General features: G+C 50.6%; 14 protein-coding genes. 6 read left to right on the top strand and 8 right to left on the bottom strand.

Annotated features, from left to right (window positions below):
* From ACESLU_RS03745 to ACESLU_RS03755, 3 genes are all read left to right on the top strand, one after another.
* Positions 1-392: imelysin family protein (locus tag ACESLU_RS03745; protein ID WP_372635327.1), on the top strand; the 392-nt coding region annotated here is incomplete at its 5' end.
* Positions 393-452: 60 nt separating this feature from the next.
* Positions 453-1,802 carry an HTTM domain-containing protein gene (locus ACESLU_RS03750; protein WP_372635366.1) on the top strand — a complete coding sequence of 450 codons (1,350 nt, stop codon included), beginning with the start codon at positions 453-455 and terminating at the stop codon, positions 1,800-1,802.
* A complete protein-coding gene (locus ACESLU_RS03755; RefSeq protein ID WP_372635330.1) occupies positions 1,799-4,276 on the top strand; it encodes a TonB-dependent receptor domain-containing protein in 2,478 nt (825 codons plus the stop codon). Before ACESLU_RS03750 ends, ACESLU_RS03755 begins: the two co-directional genes overlap by 4 nt.
* Before the next feature lie 267 nt (positions 4,277-4,543).
* Here the strand turns inward: ACESLU_RS03755 and ACESLU_RS03760 are convergent, their stop codons facing one another.
* Both ACESLU_RS03760 and ACESLU_RS03765 read right to left on the bottom strand, forming a co-directional pair.
* A complete protein-coding gene (locus tag ACESLU_RS03760; RefSeq protein WP_372635333.1) occupies positions 4,544-5,608 on the bottom strand; it encodes an extracellular solute-binding protein in 1,065 nt (354 codons plus the stop codon).
* A gap of 375 nt (positions 5,609-5,983) precedes the next feature.
* Complete coding sequence (locus ACESLU_RS03765; protein WP_372635336.1) at positions 5,984-7,072, bottom strand: extracellular solute-binding protein; 1,089 nt, start codon at positions 7,070-7,072, stop codon at positions 5,984-5,986.
* Positions 7,073-7,188: 116 nt separating this feature from the next.
* Here ACESLU_RS03765 and hemG point away from each other — a divergent pair, with 116 nt between their 5' ends.
* Together hemG and pruA are read left to right on the top strand one after the other, a co-directional pair.
* A complete protein-coding gene (gene hemG / locus ACESLU_RS03770) occupies positions 7,189-8,553 on the top strand; it encodes a protoporphyrinogen oxidase (protein WP_372635339.1) in 1,365 nt (454 codons plus the stop codon).
* Between the two features lie 104 nt (positions 8,554-8,657).
* The gene (pruA, locus tag ACESLU_RS03775) at positions 8,658-10,289 is read left to right on the top strand and encodes an L-glutamate gamma-semialdehyde dehydrogenase (RefSeq protein ID WP_372635342.1); all 1,632 of its coding nucleotides are present in this window, start codon (positions 8,658-8,660) and stop codon (positions 10,287-10,289) included.
* Between the two features lie 10 nt (positions 10,290-10,299).
* On the opposite strand, the gene ACESLU_RS03780 is transcribed toward pruA, so the two are convergent.
* Positions 10,300-11,196, bottom strand: a complete 897-nt coding sequence (locus ACESLU_RS03780; RefSeq protein ID WP_372635345.1) for a TIGR01777 family oxidoreductase — start codon at positions 11,194-11,196, stop codon at positions 10,300-10,302.
* A gap of 260 nt (positions 11,197-11,456) precedes the next feature.
* Here ACESLU_RS03780 and ACESLU_RS03785 point away from each other — a divergent pair, with 260 nt between their 5' ends.
* Entirely contained in the window at positions 11,457-11,909 is a 453-nt protein-coding gene (locus ACESLU_RS03785; protein WP_372635348.1) for a MauE/DoxX family redox-associated membrane protein, read from the top strand.
* Positions 11,910-11,960: 51 nt separating this feature from the next.
* Here the strand turns inward: ACESLU_RS03785 and ACESLU_RS03790 are convergent, their stop codons facing one another.
* The 5 genes from ACESLU_RS03790 to ACESLU_RS03810 all read right to left on the bottom strand — a co-directional run bounded on the left by ACESLU_RS03790 (position 11,961) and on the right by ACESLU_RS03810 (position 19,579).
* Positions 11,961-13,115, bottom strand: a complete 1,155-nt coding sequence (locus ACESLU_RS03790) for an efflux RND transporter periplasmic adaptor subunit (RefSeq protein WP_372635351.1) — start codon at positions 13,113-13,115, stop codon at positions 11,961-11,963.
* A gap of 12 nt (positions 13,116-13,127) precedes the next feature.
* Complete coding sequence (locus ACESLU_RS03795; RefSeq protein ID WP_372635353.1) at positions 13,128-15,491, bottom strand: ABC transporter permease; 2,364 nt, start codon at positions 15,489-15,491, stop codon at positions 13,128-13,130.
* An 88-nt stretch (positions 15,492-15,579) separates the two neighbouring features.
* Positions 15,580-16,311, bottom strand: coding sequence for an ABC transporter ATP-binding protein (locus ACESLU_RS03800; protein WP_372635356.1), 732 nt, complete (start codon positions 16,309-16,311; stop codon positions 15,580-15,582).
* Positions 16,299-17,642 carry a TolC family protein gene (locus tag ACESLU_RS03805; RefSeq protein WP_372635360.1) on the bottom strand — a complete coding sequence of 448 codons (1,344 nt, stop codon included), beginning with the start codon at positions 17,640-17,642 and terminating at the stop codon, positions 16,299-16,301. The genes ACESLU_RS03800 and ACESLU_RS03805 overlap by 13 nt, the downstream gene beginning before the upstream one ends.
* Positions 17,643-18,889: 1,247 nt before the next feature.
* Entirely contained in the window at positions 18,890-19,579 is a 690-nt protein-coding gene (locus ACESLU_RS03810; RefSeq protein ID WP_372635363.1) for a class I SAM-dependent methyltransferase, read from the bottom strand.
* Positions 19,580-19,835: the final 256 nt, after the last annotated feature.

Genomic DNA, 19,835 nt, shown 5'->3' on the forward strand with positions numbered 1-19,835 from the left:
GAAAAATAGGCATACCATCCGGTATTAAAAGCGCTGGCAATCCACGTCCAAAAGCCGTCGAAGCCTATTATGGTGGATACTCAGTGGAACTGGCGATTGCAAACCTAAATCAAATTGAGCAGATTTTAAACGGGGCCGGTGGCAAAGGGTTAGATGATAACCTTGAAGCACTCGATGCCGGTGACCTTTCGGATGAAATACAGACCCACATTGACGAAGCTCAATCCGCCCTGGAGCAACTCAGTGATCCACTTTCGCAACAAATCGAAGATAATAATGATCCGGTGTTAACTTCTTTTGAAAAACTTCATGCCATCGTTTCATTGCTGAAAGTCGATATGACTTCAACACTGGGTATTCAAATAACTTATAGCGACAACGACGGTGATTAATAGCGCATGATACCAGAGGCGATCAAAAAGCATATCACAAGTCGGGTATCCATAGCCCCGATGGCGGTATTCCGATTCCTTTTCGGATTTATCATGCTGGTCAGCATAATCCGTTTTTCCGCCAACGGCTGGATCTATGATCTCTATGTAAAACCCGACTTTTTTTTCACCTACTACGGCTTCGACTGGGTGACGCCACCTGGTGAAGTCGGCATGTATCTGCTTTTTTTGGTGATGGGCCTCGCTGCCGGCTCCATCATGCTGGGCTATTATTATCGCATTGGTATCATCCTCTTTTTCCTGACCTTTACCTACGTCGAACTCATCGACAAAACCAACTATCTGAACCACTACTATTTTGTAAGCATCATCAGCTTCCTACTGATGTTTGTTCCCGCACATTGCAGTTTTTCTTTGGATGCCCTTCGCAAACCATCAATACGCAAAGAATATGTGCCCGCATGGACGATCAATATCTTTAAATTGCAACTGGGCATCGTGTACTTTTTTGCCGGGGTCGCCAAACTCAATCCCGACTGGCTTCTCAACGCCATGCCGCTTCGCATCTGGCTGCCTGCCAATTCCGACCTTCCGATTGTTGGTCCTCTGCTGGAATATACGGCCAGTGCCTACATATTTAGCTGGGCAGGTGCCTTTTACGACCTCACCATTGCCTTTTTTCTGCTCTGGAAACGGACAAGAATCCTGGCATATATCGCCGTCATCGGCTTCCATATGTTTACCTGGTTTTTGTTTCAGATCGGGATGTTTCCGTTCATTATGATTTTATGTACTCTCATATTCTTTCCGGCCGAATTCCACAAAAAAATTATTCATTTCATATCCGGGTTAAAAAAATATCTCCCCTTTTCCCTACTGGAGCCGAAACCTGTTCAGGAAAAAGAATTCCAGCTTAGCAGAAACGGCAGTTCTGTCATTGGTAGTATTATCGTCATTCATTTTGTACTTCAACTTTTACTTCCGCTTCGATTTATGCTATATCCCGGTAACCTTTTTTGGACTCAAGAGGGGTTCCGCTTTTCCTGGCGCGTAATGCTGACGGAAAAAGCGGGTTATATCACCTTTAATCTCCGAAATCCTGAAACAGGAAATGAATGGCAGGCCAGGAACTGGGATCACCTCACCCCGGAACAAGAAAAGGAGATGTCCACACGGCCGGACATGATCTTGCAGTTTGCTCATTACCTCGAAGATGAATATCAGGAAACCTTCTCCGGAGATGTGGAAGTTACGGTAGAATCGAAGGTAACACTAAACGGTCGTCGCAGCCAGCCCATCATCGATCCCACTGTAGATCTCACAGAGCAAGAACGTGGACTTACTCACAAAGAATGGATTCTTCCCTTGAATGAAAATCAACCGACTTGGTTTAGCACACAGCAAGAATGAGATACCCACTGCTTACCTTATTACTGCTTTTGATTGTAGGTTTCGTATCCCCCACTCACGCCCAACGATATAATATTTCAGGAACAATTACCGATAATAATGAGCAGCCCATTTCTGATGTAAATATCTACCTTGCTGAAAGTGATAGCATGTCCTCGGGAACAAAGCCCATAGAATATGAGGCCAAAACCGTGACCGATTCAAAAGGGCAATATCTGATTTCTGAAGTGGCTCCTGCCGACTACCGGTTGATTGCCTACTTTCCCGGAAAACAAACGCAAACCAAGCGGATATCGGTAACTGATAGTAATATCAAACAGGATATCCAGCTTCTGGGCTTCGAAACAACCATGGATGAGGTCGTTGTAGGTGGTCAGACCGAACAAAACAGTGACATAACACGTCTCGAATCGGTTGAAGGAGTCACGATCAACGAGAGTAAAAAAAATGAAGTGCTTTTACTGGATGAGATGGTCGTAAACAAGGCCGCTAACAACAGCCGTCAAGTGTATGCAAAGGTACCGGGCCTCAATATCTGGCAAAGCGGAGATGCCGGTATTCAAACGAGCGTAGGCGGTCGCGGTTTGAGCCCGAAACGAAATTCCAATTTCAACACGCGTCAAAACGGCTATGATATCGCCGCCGATGCACTGGGTTATCCCGAAAGCTATTATACGCCTCCCGTGCAGGCTCTCAAAAGAATCGAAATTATTCGCGGTGCTGCTTCTTTGCAATATGGCACGCAGTTTGGCGGAATGCTGAATTTTGAATTTAAGGATGCTCCCGAAGACACTCCCTTCCAACTGAACACCAATCAATCATACGGTTCGTTTGGATTATTCAACTCCTTCAATAATGTAGGCGGTACAGTAGGCGATGTGAGCTATTATGGATTTTATCAGTATAAAACCAGCAACGGCTGGCGTCCCAACTCACAGGTAGATCAACATACGTCCTACGCTTCTTTCGATATTGAGGCCAGCTCAAAGTTGATGCTCACACCCGAATACACCCGCATGTACTACCTGGCCCAACAACCGGGTGGATTAACGGATGCCCAATTTCGCGACGATCCCACCCAATCCAATCGTGAACGAAACTGGTTCAAGGTCAACTGGAACCTATTTGCTCTGGACGCCGACTATACTTTCAATAGCAAGACACGAATTAATAGTCGCTTTTTTGGATTAGCGGCGGGACGTGATGCCCTTGGAAACCTGCAACGTATTGATCGGCTGGATCAAGGTGGAGAACGTGACCTGCTCAAGGATGACTTTCTGAACTGGGGCAATGAAACCCGGCTCATTCATCGCTACGACTTTCTTGACGGGATCTCTGTTTTCCTCGCTGGCACTCGCTTTTACAACGGCTATACTCATCGCCGACAGGGAAAGGGCTCTAACGGCAGCGATTCCGATTTTCGATATTTAAATCCGGATAATCTAAAGGGATCAGACTTTGATTTGCCCAGCCAAAACCGGTCCTTTTTTGTAGAAAATATTTTCAATATTACACCAAGATTCAGCATCACCCCGGGTTTCCGAATCGAATATATCAATACCGAGGCCGAAGGATATTATCGCAACATTGTCCTTGATCTGGCCGGCAATATACTCGAAGATGAACGAATTACCGAAGATCGCAGCCGGGACCGGTCATTTGTACTGTTTGGCATCGGGTCAAGCTATCGTCTAAACGATGATCTCGAAATTTATGGAAACTTTTCACAGAATTATCGGGCGATAAATTTCAACGATATCCGCGTAGATGTAGGCAACCTTGAAGTTGATCCCAATATACAGGATGAGCGCGGTTTTAATGCCGATCTGGGTATTCGTGGACAAGTTGATCACTTTTTTCAGTATGATGTCACCGCCTTTCATCTCTCCTATGAAGATCGGATTGGAGCCGTACTGCGAACCGAACCCAATCTCAAATTCAATGGCTTGGTTGATCGCATTTTCCGCTTTCGTACCAACATCGCAGATGCCAATATTTACGGACTCGAATCTTTCGCAGAAGTCGATCTCCTCAAACTTTTTAATTCAACTATTGATGCAAGACTTTCACTGTTTACAAATTTAGCCCTCATTGAAGCAACCTACACCAATTCTGATGAACCCGGCATTGAGGGAAATGATGTGGAACTGGTACCGCCCCTGAATTTTAAAACGGGACTTACATTCTCGCAGAATGGCTTCGAAGCCTCGTACCAGTTTTCCTATGTGGCTGAACACTTTACTGATGCTTCCAACGCTATTCGCACACCTACGGCCATCGAAGGTATTATCCCCTCTTACAACGTGATGGATTTATCGGCAAAATATACCTACACCCGCTTTACGTTCGAGGGCGGGGTCAACAATCTGATGGATGAAAAATATTTTACACGTCGGGCTACCGGCTATCCCGGACCGGGCATAATACCAGCCAAAATTCGTAATTTCTATTTATCGGTGGGTGTTCAACTTTAGGTAGATTTAAGTTAACCCCTCACCGTGACACCTCTTTTTGTTGCCCCGCTTCAGAACGCTTAAGAATTATACCAATGAATTAAATTCTCAGATATATCAGCTTCAATTCAGTGCATGCCTTCCGCAAGATATACGCTCCTATCCTCATAAGAAAATGAGATATCAACGTGTATTGCTCCCTCCAGTCCGGCATTATGTCACTTGTAAACTAAAAAAGGCCATGAACCGGAGGTCCATGGCCATATAAGAATAAAAAAAACAGAACTGCTAGATCAATCCAGCTTCACGCAACATATTTAATGTGCTTTCCAGCTGCTTGAGCTGTTCGTAATCATACTCCGGACTAAGATTGAATGCTTTTTCGACTCCGAGCATATAGTCCGGCAGTTCCACATCCCGAATTACGGGATATTCGTGCACCGATTCTGCTGCAAATGTTTGTGCTTGTTGCGACAAGAGGAAACTCAAAAACTGCTGAGCTTCCGCTGCATTTTCCGAAGTTGCCAACTGTGCCGCACCCGTAACCATGGCCAGGTTACCGACATCTCCTTCTGCAAATTGATACATTTCTATCGCAGCATCAGAATCCAGTTCTCCCCCCATGGATGTATCAGAATCTGAATCGGAATCAGAGTCTGAATCGGTATCGGAGGAAGACTGTTGACCTGATCCATGCTTAATGCGCAAGATGTAGTAATGGTTGGTCAGCGCAATATCAATTTCACCTCCCGCAAGTGCCTGCAGCATCGGTGTGTTTGAGCTGTATGACTTGGGATTTAATACTTCCATGCCTTCCAGCCATTCCATTGCCATCTCATCTCCTTCAATAAGACGCATGCTGGTCATAAAATCATAAAAGCTGGAATAAGTAGGCGTCCATCCTATCCTTCCGTCAAACTGGTCCTGCGATGGAATATCCATAACTGATTCGGGGAGATCCGCCTCCTCAACTTCATCGGGATTGTACGCAAGTGTTCGGAAACGAACGGTTACGGGCACCCATTCACCTGAGGAAGAGGTATACGATGCAGGCTTGGACGTTAATGAATCGGGCAGTGCCACGAGCTTGCCTTCTTGCGATGCATTCGCCAGAGCGCCGGTGGTGTTTGCCCAGTAGATATCGGCGGGACTCTGATCACCCTCTTCACTCATTACGGCCAGCAGTTCGGCATCATTCCCATAGCGCACCTCAATGTTAATACCCGTTTGTTCCTTAAAATCTTCTACCAGTGGATCCACCAATGCCTGGCTTCGTCCCGAATATACAACCAACGCATCATCGGTTGTTTCACCGCATGAACTCAAGAAAAAAACGGCTATTCCTGCTGCCAAAATTTTTAACACATTTTCCATGATTTTGAAACCTCTATATTCACTTGTTATTCATATTTTACTGCTGACATTCTTGTGTGAGTCACTACACTTAATTAGATCAATTCTAATTAAGTGACAGAAAGTATTGAATTTATTACACAATGACCAATAAAACATCGGTTGACATTCCTGGGGCAAATATTTCGAGATTATCGGCAGCATATAAATTATCCCAGAATAATACCTCTACAACGGTCTGCAAGTAGGATGAACAAATGGCCGGGCTTTAAAAACACATTCCAAATGTGATTGGATGAAGGATGAATACAGCGTTTTTCCTATCGTGAATTCACAAAACGACAATTACCGATTAAATCTATAAAGTAGTATATTTTAGATGATTCCAACCTCGCGAAGAAGATTCAGCGTACCTTCGAGCTGCTGTAACTGTTCAAAGTCATAATCAGGACTCAGCTGCAGTGCCTCTTCCGCTTCCAGCATGTAGTCGGGAAGGATCGCATTATCCATTACCGGATATTCATTAACCGATTCGGCGGCATATTCCTGTGCCTGTTTTGAAAGCAAAAAACTCAAAAACTTTTGTGCTAACTCCGGACTATCTGCTGTGCGAAGTTGAGACGCTCCCGTTACTAATGCCAGATTTCCAATATCACCTTTTGCAAAGTGATAGGTTTCAATACTGGCATTGGGATCCGGTTCGGCTTCACCATAATGCTCATGATCCTCAAAATAGCCCTCCTTGCCGCCGTACTTTGTCTGGATTACGTAATAGTGATTGGTAAGACCCATATCAATTTCTCCCGCTAAAATTGCCTGTACCATCGGCGTATTTGAGCTGTAGGCTTTGGGGTCTAGCAATTGCATATTATTGAGCCAATGCATAGCAACTTCGTCACTCTCAGTAAGTCGTAATGCCGTGATGAAATCGTAGAAGCTAGAGTAGGTGGGCGTCCATCCAACACGCTGCCGGAACTCTTCCATTTCTGGTAAATCAAGCACCGATTCAGGGAGGTCGGATGTATCTACATTTGCAGGATTATAGGCTAATACTCGGAATCGCACCGTCACGGGAATCCACCTGCCGGAAGAAGATCTATATGCTGCTGGTTTCGAAATCAGTGAATCCGGTAAGATTGTCAATATTTCCTGCTGAGATGCATTCGCCAGGGCTCCTGTAGTATTGGCCCAATAGACATCGGCGGGACTTTGATCCCCCTCTTCGCTCATTACTGCAAGCAATTCTGCATCATTGCCGTATCGAACTTTTATATCTATGCCCGTCTGTTCTTTAAAATCATCCACCAGGGGATCCACTAATGCCTGGCTGCGTCCCGAATATACTATCAGCTCGTCGCTATCAGTTGATTCACCACAAGTAGTTAACACAACTGCAGATAGTACTACTAATATTGCCGTTGAAAAATAATTCATCATACTCATTATCCGTTCTTCACTGTTCATTTATATGTAATACCTATTATTAATACATTTATCCTGATTCTAATCAACAAAAACAGGCCTGCATTAATTTAGATTAATTCTAATTTAAAGGCCGAAAGTATAGATTTTCTTACACAATGACTAAAAAAAAATCCAGGATTGGTATTTTGGGAGCAGGCATATCGGGACTTAGTACCGCTTATGCTTTGTCACAAAAGAATATTGATGTAACTGTTTACGAAAAAGAAGCCGTAATAGGAGGAGCCATTAAAACGGCCGTCATTGATGATTGGTTAGTCGAGGAAGGTCCCAATACATTAATGGTCAAATCAACGGAATTATGGGAGCTCCTTGACAGTCTGGAACTAAATGATAAAATATTAGAAACAAATGGTATTGCTAAAAAGCGTTACGTTGTTAAAAATAATCGCCCACTCCCTCTCCCTTTATCTGTTTTTGATTTTCTGAAAACAAACCTTCTCTCCCTAAACGCCAAGTTTCGACTTCTTAAAGAACCCTTTGTATCGAAGAAAAAGCAATCGGACGAGTCAATCGCATCTTTTATTAGCCGAAGACTGGGTTCCGAACCGCTGGATTATGCCATTAATCCTTTTGTTTCTGGTATCTATGCAGGGGATCCCAAAAAATTATCCGTTAAGCACACCTTTACCTCGCTTTGGGAAATGGAGCAGAATCATGGCAGCCTCCTCAAAGGACTTATCAAACGAAAACGGAGGGGGACATCAATAAAACGGTCGCTCATCTCTTTCAAAGAAGGCAACCAGTCGCTCCCAAAAGCTATGGCCGAAGTCATTTCAGGGTCCATCGATACAGAGACAGAAATAACCTCTATCAATAAAAAGAAGTCCGGTTGGAAAGCAGGTGGTAACACTAAGGGTATGCCTTTTAATCATACACACGATGCAATCATTTCAACCCTACCTGCCCACAGCCTCTCTACCATATTCAACCTATCTATACCCGACGAACTAAACGATCTTCCCTATGCTCCATTAAGCGTAGTCGCATTGGGATTCAAGTCCGGACAAATCGAACATCCATTGGACGGCTTTGGAATGCTTATTCCCGAAGTGGAACATCGCCGCACTCTGGGTGTACTTTTTTCATCTACCCTATTCCCAAATAGGGCACCCGAGAATCATGAACTGCTGACTTGTTTTATTGGAGGAGCACGAAATCCCGTGCTCGCTTCCAAGTCTCAACAACAGCTTCAATCTATTATTATGGATGAAATAGGTGAATTGCTTGATATTACAGGCGATCCGGTTTTTACTCATCATCGCTACTGGAAACAAACTATTCCTCAGTATGTGGTAGGATATGACCACTATTTAAAGCAGATCGAAGAGATCGAAAAAAAATATGAGGGACTTTTTCTGGACGGTAATTTCCGAGGCGGTGTTTCTGTGCCTGATTGTATTCTATCCGGATTTGAAACGGCTAAAAAGGCAGAAACATTTCTTGAATTACTTTCCAGTTGATAAATGGCCATACAATCAATTCTATAAAATTTTTCATACCTTACAATTTTGAAAAATAAATATTTCTCAGTCAAGGAAATCCGAAAATAAAGCAACAAAGTATTATGGCTAACGCATTTTATAAGATACGCGAACCCGAGAATGAGTCCTACAACTCTTATGCTCCCGGTACGCCCGAGCGCAAGGCGTTGCGTGAGGAGATTGACCGCCTGAAGAACCAGGAAATTGAAATCCCCGCTATCATAGGGGGACAAGAGGTCACCACCGGTAATCTCCAGGATGTCGTGATGCCTCACAATCACCAACACAAGCTGGCCGACGTCCACCTCTGCGGCGAGGAGGAAGTACAGAAGGCTATCGATGCCTCCCAGGAAGCCCGCCGGGAATGGGCTACCCTGCCGTGGGAGGAACGGGCTTCCATCTTTTTGAAGGCCGCTGATCTCATCACGGGCCCCTATCGCTATACAATGAATGCTTCCACGATGCTGGGACAGTCCAAAACTCCTCACCAGTCGGAAATTGAGGCGGTCGGTGAGCTGGCCGATTTCCTGCGGTTTAACGCCTACTACCTGCAGGAGCTGTATGAAAAACAGCCCTACTCGCCCGGCGGCATGTGGAATCGCATGGAATACCGTCCCCTCGAAGGTTTTATCTTTGCGGTAACCCCGTTCAATTTTACGGCTATTGCCGGCAACCTGCCCCTGGCTCCGGCCCTCTGCGGTAATGTGTCGCTGTGGAAGCCGGCCACCTCCTCAATCTATTCAAGCTACTATATCATGAAGGTGCTTAAAGAAGCGGGCATGCCGGACGGCGTCATCAACTTCCTGCCGGGGCGCGGGGCGGATGTGGGAGATCCCGTTATTGATAGTGAGCTCCTCGCCGGGCTGCACTTTACCGGCTCTACGAATACCTTCCAGTACCTGTGGAAAAGCATTGCCGAAAATATCGAAAAGTATAAAACGTATCCCCGGATCGTCGGGGAAACGGGCGGGAAAGATTTTATTTTTGCCCACAGCTCTGCGGATGTCGATGCCCTGGTAGTCGCCGCTATCCGGGCTGCCTATGAATACCAGGGACAGAAATGTTCGGCGGCCTCGCGGATGTATATACCGGAATCGATCTGGCCGGACTTCAGGGATGATTTCCTGGAAGAGGTTCAGGATGTCAAATACGGCGACGTCGAGGACTTCAGTAATTTTATGGGGGCGGTCATTGACCAGAAGGCGTTTGACAGCATCACCTCGTACATCGACTACGTCAGGGACTCCGATGACGGGGAGATTCTGTTCGGCGGAGATTATGACGATTCCGAAGGATATTTTGTAGAGCCGACCCTGGTGCTGGCCCATGATCCGAAATTCAAAACCATGGAAGAAGAGATCTTTGGTCCGGTACTCACGGTCTATGTCTATGAAGATGATCAGTTTGACGAGACCCTGGAGCTCTGCGATACCACCTCTCCCTATGCGCTTACCGGGGCTATTTTTGCCCGGGACCGCCATGTTCTGAAGAAGATGTCGGACTACCTGCGGCAGGCGGCCGGCAATTTCTATATCAATGACAAACCGACGGCGGCCATTGTCAACCAGCAGCCTTTCGGGGGAGCGCGAAAATCAGGGACCAACGACAAGGCAGGCAGTGCCGCGAACCTGATGCGCTGGATGTCGGTCCGCTCGATCAAGGAAACGACCGTACCGGCGAAGGATTGGACGTATCCCTATATGGAGGAGGAATAAAAAAAAGCCTCTATAAAATATCGGCCAGCGCTTCGGTAAGGTGTTCATACTGGAATTCGAAGCCGTGCTGCTGCAGTTTTTTGGGCTGCATCCGCAAGCTTTCGGTGATAAGGGTAGCCGCTTCGCCGATTACGAGCTGAAGCGCAAATTCGGGGACCCTGAACAAGGAAGGACGATCAAGCTGGTCCCCCAGCTCATCAGCAAAGGTACGCATCGTAACGGGATTGGGGGCATTCAAGTTAAAGGGTCCCTTCAGGCTTGTCTCCCGGGTAGCAAATAGCAGTCCGCGGCACAGGTCGTGCATATGAATCCACGGGAAGTACTGGTCCCCGCTGCCAATGGGTCCCCCTACAAACAGTTTGAACGGCGTAAGCATCTGGTCGAGGGCTCCCCCATCCTCCTGCAATACCACGCCGATGCGCGGGATGGCCAGGCGCACACCGGCTTCGGTAACCTTCCGGGCTTCCTTTTCCCAGTCCACACACACGCGGGCAAGAAAATTGTCGCCGGCCTCGGCGGATTCGTCCAGCACTTCATCTCCTTTGGCCTCGTAGTAGTTGGCCCCGGATGCCGATACCATCACTTCCGGCGGATGTTCCGCCGCCCTGATCGCCTGGACCAGTTGCCGGGTGCTCTCGATGCGGCTGGAATAGATCCGCTCCTTTACTTCTTCATTCCATCGCTGGCCAAAAATAGAAGACCCGGCCAGGTTAATCACCGCATCGGCTTGCTCCATCTCCGCAACCAGGTCGTCATCCCAGGAGACAAACTGCTGGTTCCGGGCCGTTTCGCTCTCATACGCATCAGGACTCCGCGTGACCACCGTCAGCAGATGCCCCTCTTGCAACAACATGATGCGCAGGTAACTGCCGATAAAACCCGTTCCGCCGGATATAAAAATATTCATAAAAATTGTTTCTATATTGTGCAGTATAACTATTACATTAAAAAGCAGATATTCATTCCATAGAAGGCTTCTGCAAACTAAAAATAAGGATGTTTACCCAGGATCAAGGCCAGAGGAAGATCAACGCCAGCGGGATTTTACAAACGCAACACATGGAGCCAACGAGAGTGAAGCCAATGAGAGGTTTTAAAATTCCGGTAACGACGAAATTGAGAAAAAAGACCGTGTTGCAAAACCATCCCATAAGGTAACACTATATAATGATGAAGCCCAAACACAAGCGCATCCTGTTAACCACTGTCAGAATTTTATTGGGACTCGTTTTCCTGGCGTCGGGTATCGGCAAACTCATCAACGGATCCGAAGCACAGTACCTGGTGGAGCTGTTGGCCACGGAATTTTACTGGCTGATCGAGTACAGCAGCCTTATCGTTACCGTTACATCCGTCCTCGAGCTGGCCATCGCCGTGTTTCTGCTTTGGGGACGATATCTCAAATGGGCGCTCGGTGGCGCCCTGCTGATGCTGGTGGGTTTTTCTTCGGTGCTTTCCTATTTTTACCTCCAGGGAATGAGCGTGGAAAACTGCGGGTGCTTCGGCGCCCTGGGCTTTGCATCGGGGCTCGAGTTCACGCTTCTGCGCAACGGGGTGCTGGTTCTTCTGGTCATCGGCGCCTATATCTTATCGGTGGGCGCCCGGGAAAAAGCGGTTTAGTTGAACTCCCGCAGGCGATGATCGCCGGTTTATGATCCGGCCTGCACTACGTCAGATGGACTCGACTTCCACGCCCTCCTCAATATCGGAACCCGGATGCACAATCACCTCGTCTCCTTCCGACAGCCCTCCGAGCACCTGGGCGGACAGCCCGGTCTGACGTCCCACTTCCACCGTTCGGCGGACAGCCTCGCCACCCTGAACGACAAAAACTGCCCATCCCTCTTCCACCCGGAAGAGAGCGCTCGTGGGTACCTGCAGCACATTCTCACCCTCCCAGATGATGAACCGCGCCAGCACGCGGTAGCCGGATCCCAGCCTGTTCCATTTTTCGGAAGGGGATTCCAGTTCGGCAATAACCTCCACGCGCTGCTCCTCCACCCCGAGGGCGGAGACCTCTACCTCGCCCTGGCGCTCAACGCGGGTTACCGAAGCCTCAAGAGGCATTTCGCCGCCCCACTGCTCAAGGACAACCCGCATGCCCCGGGCAATACGCACGGCATCCTCCGAGAGCAGATTCACCCGCACTTCGAGGCTGTCGGTATTCCCGATCTCCATAAGCGGTTCCCCTGCATTGACCGGCCCTTCGCTCTTGTGGTGGATGGTGAGCACGCTTCCCGATACCGGCGCTCTCAACACGTAGGCTGCGGACTGGGAACCGGACGCACTACCCGTGGACTGGAGAGCAGCGCGGGCGGACGCCAGATCGGCGCGGGCAGCATTGAGCGCCGAAGTGGCCCGGGCGGCCTCCGCGCGCGCATTTTCGAGCTGGCGCTGTGTAGCCGATCCGCCTTCGGCCAGCCGCGCTACCCGATCGCGCTCCCTCGCAGCCTGCTCAGCCCGGGTCTCGGCTTCTTCGAGCGAAGCCTCGGCGGCTTCCACCCGGGCCCCGGCTTCCGCCCGGCTGCGCGAATCCAGTATCGTTGACCGGGGCGGCTCCAGCTGTGCCACAGGATCGCCCGCCTCTACCGACGCTCCCTCATTTAGATCAATGCGGCGGATATAGGCCGTTACGGGTGAAGAGAGCGTATAATGCTCTTTGACTTGCGTCTTCCCCTCCTCCTCGACAGTCACCTGCAGCGAATCCGATTGAACGGTCGCCGTTTCTACCGTCACCGCTCCCGGGAAAAAACCGTACACGACGACTGCAACGATGAGTATGCCTGCGATAATAAGAATGATTTGCTTGCGAGTTGGTGTCTTCATTAGGCTATATCTCTATTCTCTGGTTTTTAAAACGGCTGTCAGATCCAGTTTGTTTAACCGGCGACGCATAAGCAGCGCCGATATGATAGCTGCTATGAGTACGATGGCCGCCGCCAGGGCAAAGGTATCACTCCCCAGGATGACCGGGATCCGGTACATCTCGGTTTGCAGCGACTGGGCGGCCCACCTGCTGAGGAGGGCCCCTATTCCCAGCCCCATCGGGATGGAGAGCAGCACCAGCAGGGCCATCTCTCCCAGCAGGATATAGGCGATCTCCCCCCGTGTAAAGCCCAGCACACGCATACTGGCCAGTTCACGGTCCCGCTCCGAAAGGGAAATACGAACGCTGTTGTATACCACGCCCAACGCAATAACCCCGGCAAAAAGACTCAGGATGAACGTCATGGCGAGCATGCTTTCGGCGGATGTCTCCATAAACGATTCGATGGCGCGGTCCTGCGCTACGATGCCCGCCACCCGCGGCCGGTCCTGGAGCGTTTGCGTCAGCTCATCTTCGTACCGTTCATCGATCATAAGAAAGGCGCCCGAAATGGCGCTTCCTCCCCCGGCCAGGCGATTGGCTGACTGCAGATCCATATAGGCCCCCAGTCCCAGGTACTGCTCTGCGAGGCTGACGACGGGAACCTCCCGCTCGTACCGTCTCCCCTCTTTTACCTCCACCGTAACCTTATCGCCGGGACGGACCTTCAGGATCCCGGCAAGATTCTGGGTTAGCACGATGCCTTCCCGGGGAATCGCAATGGGCTGCAGCTCCGTATTGATAATGCGCCGCAGGTAGGGCTCCGGCGGAATGCCTTCAATCCCCGTATCGTAGCTGCGATGACCGCTTTTCAGGCGGACCGGCACCGACCGGAACGGCTCCGCGTGCTGTACGCCCGGCAGACTGCTGATCTCATACACGGCGGATGCGGAGGTCGGCTCGTTGAATGTAACGGTGATATCCTCCCGCTGGGCAATGCCGTATTGCACCTGGATGATGTAATCAAAGGCATCGCTCCAAAAGAGTCCCATGATCAGGATGGCACAGGAGCTGGCGATCCCGATCACCGTTAACGCCGACTTCACCCACTGCCTTTCCAGGTTCCGCAGGATGATGCGGGTGGGCTGATCCAGCAGCTTCTGAAGGCCGAGGCGCTCAACGAGGGTCATGCGGTATGAAGGGGGCGGTGCGGGCCTCATCGCTTCGGCGGGAGGAAGCCGCAAGGCGCGTCGGATAGACCTCAACGCGCCCCCGAGCGAGGCCCCGACCGTCAACAGGATGGCCGTCAGCACCACCGGCCACTGCAGGGTATAGTCGAGAAAGGGAAATTTATAATACTGCAGGTACATCTCTGCCATCGCTCCGCCCATCCAGATGCCCAGTCCGGTACCGACCACGACTCCGACCAGGGCAACGATAACCACGAGCTTTACGTAGTGCATGGCCACCGCCCAGTCACTGTAGCCGAAGGCTTTCAAGATGGCTATCTGTTCGCGCTGAAGGGCAATCAGGCGACTTACAACGATATTCAACAGGAAAGCGGCCACCCCGAGGAAGATCATGGGAAGTAAAAAAGCCATCGCCGCAAGCTGATTGAGCTCCTCGCTGATCAGGTTGTGCGACGCCTGATCCTCCCTGGGATAGGCGCCCTCCCCGCCGTAGGGATCCAGCAGGAGATCCATGCGGTCTGTGACATTGTCTATATTGGCGCCGGGGGCGAGGGTAAAGGACAAATCGTTGAACGCCCCTTCCATATCATAGGCCGCAGACAGGCCCCGCTGTCCCATCCACATGACCCCGTATCGCCGGGGGTCCGGGAAAAGGCTGCCCGGCTGCACCTGAAAGAGAAATTCCGGCGAAAGAGCGACGCCCACCACCGTCAGCGACCGCCGGTGCCCGTTGATAATGGCCGTCAGATCATCCCCGGGCGCCAGGCTGTGGGCCTCTGCAAACACTTCATTGAGGACAACCTCCCCCTCACGGCCGGACTCCACCAATCGTCCCTCACGGATAAACAGCCGGTTCAGGCGGGGCTGGTCTCCTTCCGGAACCGACACGATCTGTCCGGTCGCCGGCTCATCAAAACCGGGGATTTCCAGGTTGACCGAGGCAGCTACCCGGGTTTCCACCTGGTTGACCCCCTCAACCCTGCGGAGCCGGTCCCCCAGGCTTTCGGGCGCGCGGCGGACCGATGCAAAGCCATCGGCAAAACCGTACTCCCCGTAATAGGTTTTCAGCGTACCCTGCAGCGTGTCGGATACGCTCGACATGGTTACATAAACAGAGACCCCGGCAATGATCACAAAGGCAATGGCAATGACCTGCCCGCGCATATTCCACAGGTCGCGTATCATTTTGAGGTCAATAGTCTTCATCAATTACAATTATGGATTTCTGATAATATGTTTTGCGAGTGTTGCAATTCGTAAATGTTTCCCGGTATAAAAATCATTGTTACCCCGTTTACCATTTCAATTCACGGGGTGCTTTCTTGTCTTCATTCTGCCGGATATCTATTATCTGTCCATCTTTAAGCCGGATAATGCGCTCGGCCATATCCCCCTGTACGACATTATGCGTAATAATAACGGTGGTCGTCCCCAGCTCCCGGTTCACCCTGTCCAGCGCCTCCAGTACGATAACCCCGGTCTCCGAGTCCAGCGCGCCGGTAGGTTCGTCGCACAGCAGCACGGCGGGACGCTTGGCGATGGCGCGGGCAATAGCCACGCGCTGCTGCTCACCCCCCGAAAGCTGCGAAGGAAAATGGTCGGCCCGGTCGCTCATTTTGACGAGTTCGAGCGCCTCCTGCGGGTCCATCGGGTCACTTGCAATCTCCGTGACAATCTCCACATTTTCCAGCGCCGTGAGACTCGGAATCAGGTTATAGAACTGGAAAATAAAACCCACATAATGGCGGCGGTAGTCGGTCAGCTCCCGCTCGGAAGCCTTCGTAAGATCCCGGTCACGGTAAAAAACCGCTCCATCCGTCGCCGTATCGAGTCCCCCGAGAATATTGACCAGCGTCGATTTGCCGCTGCCGGAAGCCCCCAGAAGCACCACCAGTTCGCTCCGGTACAGCTCCAGGTCGATGCCGCGCAGCGCGTGCACCTGTACTTCGCCCATATCGTATACCTTTGTCAACCCACGGGTCTCAAATACCACCTCGGCGCCGGATTCCCCCATTACTCCCCCCATATTTCCCCCCTTGCACTCAGCACCGAAGCATAGGCGATCTCATAGTCAGCGACGGCTTCGGCATGGCGGGCCTGTGCCTTCCGGTAGGCGTGCTCGGCATCCAGCACCTGCTCCGACAGCGCTACGCCCTCCTCATACTCCCGGCGGGCCGACCGAAAGGCCTCTTTTGCGGCATCCACGCTGCTGGCCGCCACCTCGATTGCCTCCGCGGACCGTTCCAGTTCCAGTTGCTGCCGCGAAATCTCCACGCGGGCCTGCTCCCTCCTGTCAGCCAGCTGCACCTCCGCCTTGCGCAGCTGTGCCCGAGCCTGGCTGGCCTCCGCGGTCCGTTGTCCCCCAGACCATATATTCCACTGCAGCCTGACCCCCGCCTCCCAGGTCCCCCTGAACTGATCCTGCTCGGCAAAAAAATACTGGTTGGGCCGCGCATAGACATACCGACCCACAAGGCTGACCTGTGGAAACCACTCGCCCTGAACGGCGCTGACCTCCGCCTCGCGGGCCCCGACCCGCTCCGAGAGCGCCTGCAGGTCCGGACGCTGTTCGGGAGCACGCCCCTCCAGCTCCGTCCCCCCGGGAGGCGATGCGCCGGGTTCATCCGGGGCGGCAGGCTCGGTTTGTGCATCCTCCGGAAGTCCCAGCAACCGGTTCAGTTCGAGCCGCGCCACCTCCACCCGACTCCGGCTTTCCACCTGATCCAGGAGCACCTCAGCGCGGCGGGTTTTCGCATTCAGCAGCTCCGTCCGCAGGGCCGCCCCCTCCTCCACCCGGTTTCGCACATTCCGAAGGTGGGTATCCACCCGCTCCAGCGCCGACTCGAGGACCTCGTGGGCAGCCTGCGCGCGGTACAGATTCCAGTAGGCCTCCCGGATCTGAAACGCCACTTCCACCCGTTCCTGCTTCTCCATCAGTCCCGCCGCCTCGGCCTGGTGTCCGGCGGCTTCGATCCGCTTGTTCAGACGTCCCCCGCCAAAGAGCAGCTGTTCGACGCTCAACTCTGTGTGAAACCGATCCAGTTCAACCGGGAGAAGAGTATACGTCGTATCCATTCCCGGAATCTCATAATCTACTTCCGGAATATTGTCGCTCAGCCGCATGTAGCTGGCCTGACCCTGGATCCTGGGCAGGCGACTGGAACGGCTTTGGCGAACTGCGGCCTCGGCTCCCTCCGCATCCGCCCCGGCGGCCCGCAACCGGTAGCTGTGCTCCAGTCCCATTTTTACGCTCTCCTCGAGGGTCACTGGGTTGCCGGTTTGGGCCTGTGCCGGCAGCGTGAACAGGCCGGCGGCTCCCAACCAAATAAAGACAGGGTAAAGGTATAAATGGCGCATAATCTTCAACTCGAATGAATGGTGATTCCATTAACAGTAACGGGTATTAGCCGTAATATCCCTTCGCTTGCAGGTAGCTTTGAAAACCGGGATCTCATCCTGAATGTGGTTAAGGGATCACGTTCTAAAGCAATAAAAGTATTCATAAAATTCTTCGGCAAACGCAACATCACAGCTTCCACCGTTTTTCATAGTCATCTTGTAATCTATAATCCATAAGTCGCTATGCAAAATCAACATGATATCCGAAAGTTTTGTAGAACTGTTCTTTTGGCCAATCCCTGCATTTTCGTGCCTTCAACATTCTCACCTATGCTTTATACGGGATGGTTTTGAATGCGCTCAGGGGTTGATATTTCCCGATGCTTCGGGACTGGTTTTTCAAAGCCTTCTGTCCGCTTATTTGCAAATTCCAGGCATAACCTAAGAAATTTAGCCAGATAAAGCCTTGCGCAGGGCGAAACTTCCACATCTCACCCATGCTTTTCGCGAGCAGTATGGCATGCCACCGAGTGAGTTACGTTGACCATCATCTGAACGGTAACGCTTCCCTTTTAAAAGGAGTATTCTGTGATTTTCTTCTTCCTCTTCCAAGTAGTAATCCCATTTATATTTTATTCCTAAACAAAATCTGCACATTAACAGGCGTTCCTCGCCCTCGCATGGTGATTTTGGGTTAATAAATTTCTGTAGTACATTTTGTTGTTACATTCATGTTCTTGGCCTGCCGGTGATGCGCGGGTCCTGATAAGGTTTGACCAAGATTATCCCTGATTTTATTTAAAACTTAACACACGGTATTTCATGGTATGATTTTATTTAGTTCAGATAATCGGGGACCGAGACTGAAATTGCAGGGGGTGGGATAATGCCAGGAGAAGATGCTACTTCGCAACATCCCGGCTGGCTACTTGATGAGATGAATAGTGCCGGCAGGGAGAATCTCGATGCCGATCATGTAACAAAATATGACAGGAAAGAGGACGCCGAGGCCACCCGCGAGTTGAACCTCCTCAAGGAAATGGGGCTAACCCGGCAGTCGCTGGTCGTGGACATGGGGGCCGGGCCGACATCGAAGAACACATTCGCGAGGAACACTCGACATTCACCTGGCTTTTAGAGCCCATGATCGAGCGGTGTAATTTCAGTATTGAGGAGGCAGCGTATTCACCAGACGGTTTCTTTGCAAAGTATATTGCCCGCGCAATCTGAATAATATTATATCCTGTAATTTTTTGTCTAATACTTTATGGCAGGTTTGACGTCTCCCACAGCGCCATGCTTTTATCCTGGTAGCGACCCTCCCCCTCCGTACACTCTTCGCTGATTACAAGGGTAGGTTCCGGCAGATTAAAGGGTTCGACCTCCAGGTTCAGCGGCCGCCAGTCGCCGGTCGTGATATCTTCATTTGATTCACACAGAGGAAAAGTGGTGGTGAACAGGTAGGAAATCTCGTGGGACCGGATATTGGCCAACGCCCGGTGAATATCGGCAAGAGAAAGATGGACCAGGCAATCGCGGCAGAACAAGAGGTCCACTTCAGGCAGTGGGTCTGAGGTAATATCCAGCGTGGTAAACCGGCGCTGGGCACCGGCGTATTTCTCCTCATTATCAGCGATAAGCTCCGGCACAATATCCGCCCCTATATAAAATGTTTCGGGCGGTAAATCCAGATGCTTCATCCAGCTGAAATCGCCACACGGCAGGTCGAGCATAGAGTCAATATTAAATTCCCGAAGAATTTCCGGCAGCTTCGCAATAAGAATGTCTGTTTGCTCGCGACTCGAACCACCGCCGGACAGGGATTCCTCCCCTTTCCAATGATTCTTGTGATGTATTTCGCTGAAGGTATCCTGTATGGACAACCTTTTTCCCTCCTTTTTTTGCTTCTCAAAGTAGTAGGGATCAAAGGGAACGTGTCGGCGGCGCTTGCTCATAATTTGTGTGATATTATTTTGAATACCTCTGTTACCAATATATAAAATTGTTACAGGTGATGTATAATCCGGGGTGAGTAATTAATTTCCAGACTACTGTCATGGGTTCAGCGTGACATAGTGGGATTTGCAAAGGCTTCTATTCATACAAATATCCTGTAACCTGATGGCAGGTCTGAGTGTGGTCTCTATGCCCGCCGGTTTATTTGCAAGTGCCTTAGAAAATAATCCTCAAAAAAATAGGTCAACCCGCAAT

This window comes from Fodinibius sp. (assembly GCF_041642155.1).
Taxonomy (GTDB): domain Bacteria; phylum Bacteroidota; class Rhodothermia; order Balneolales; family Balneolaceae; genus Fodinibius.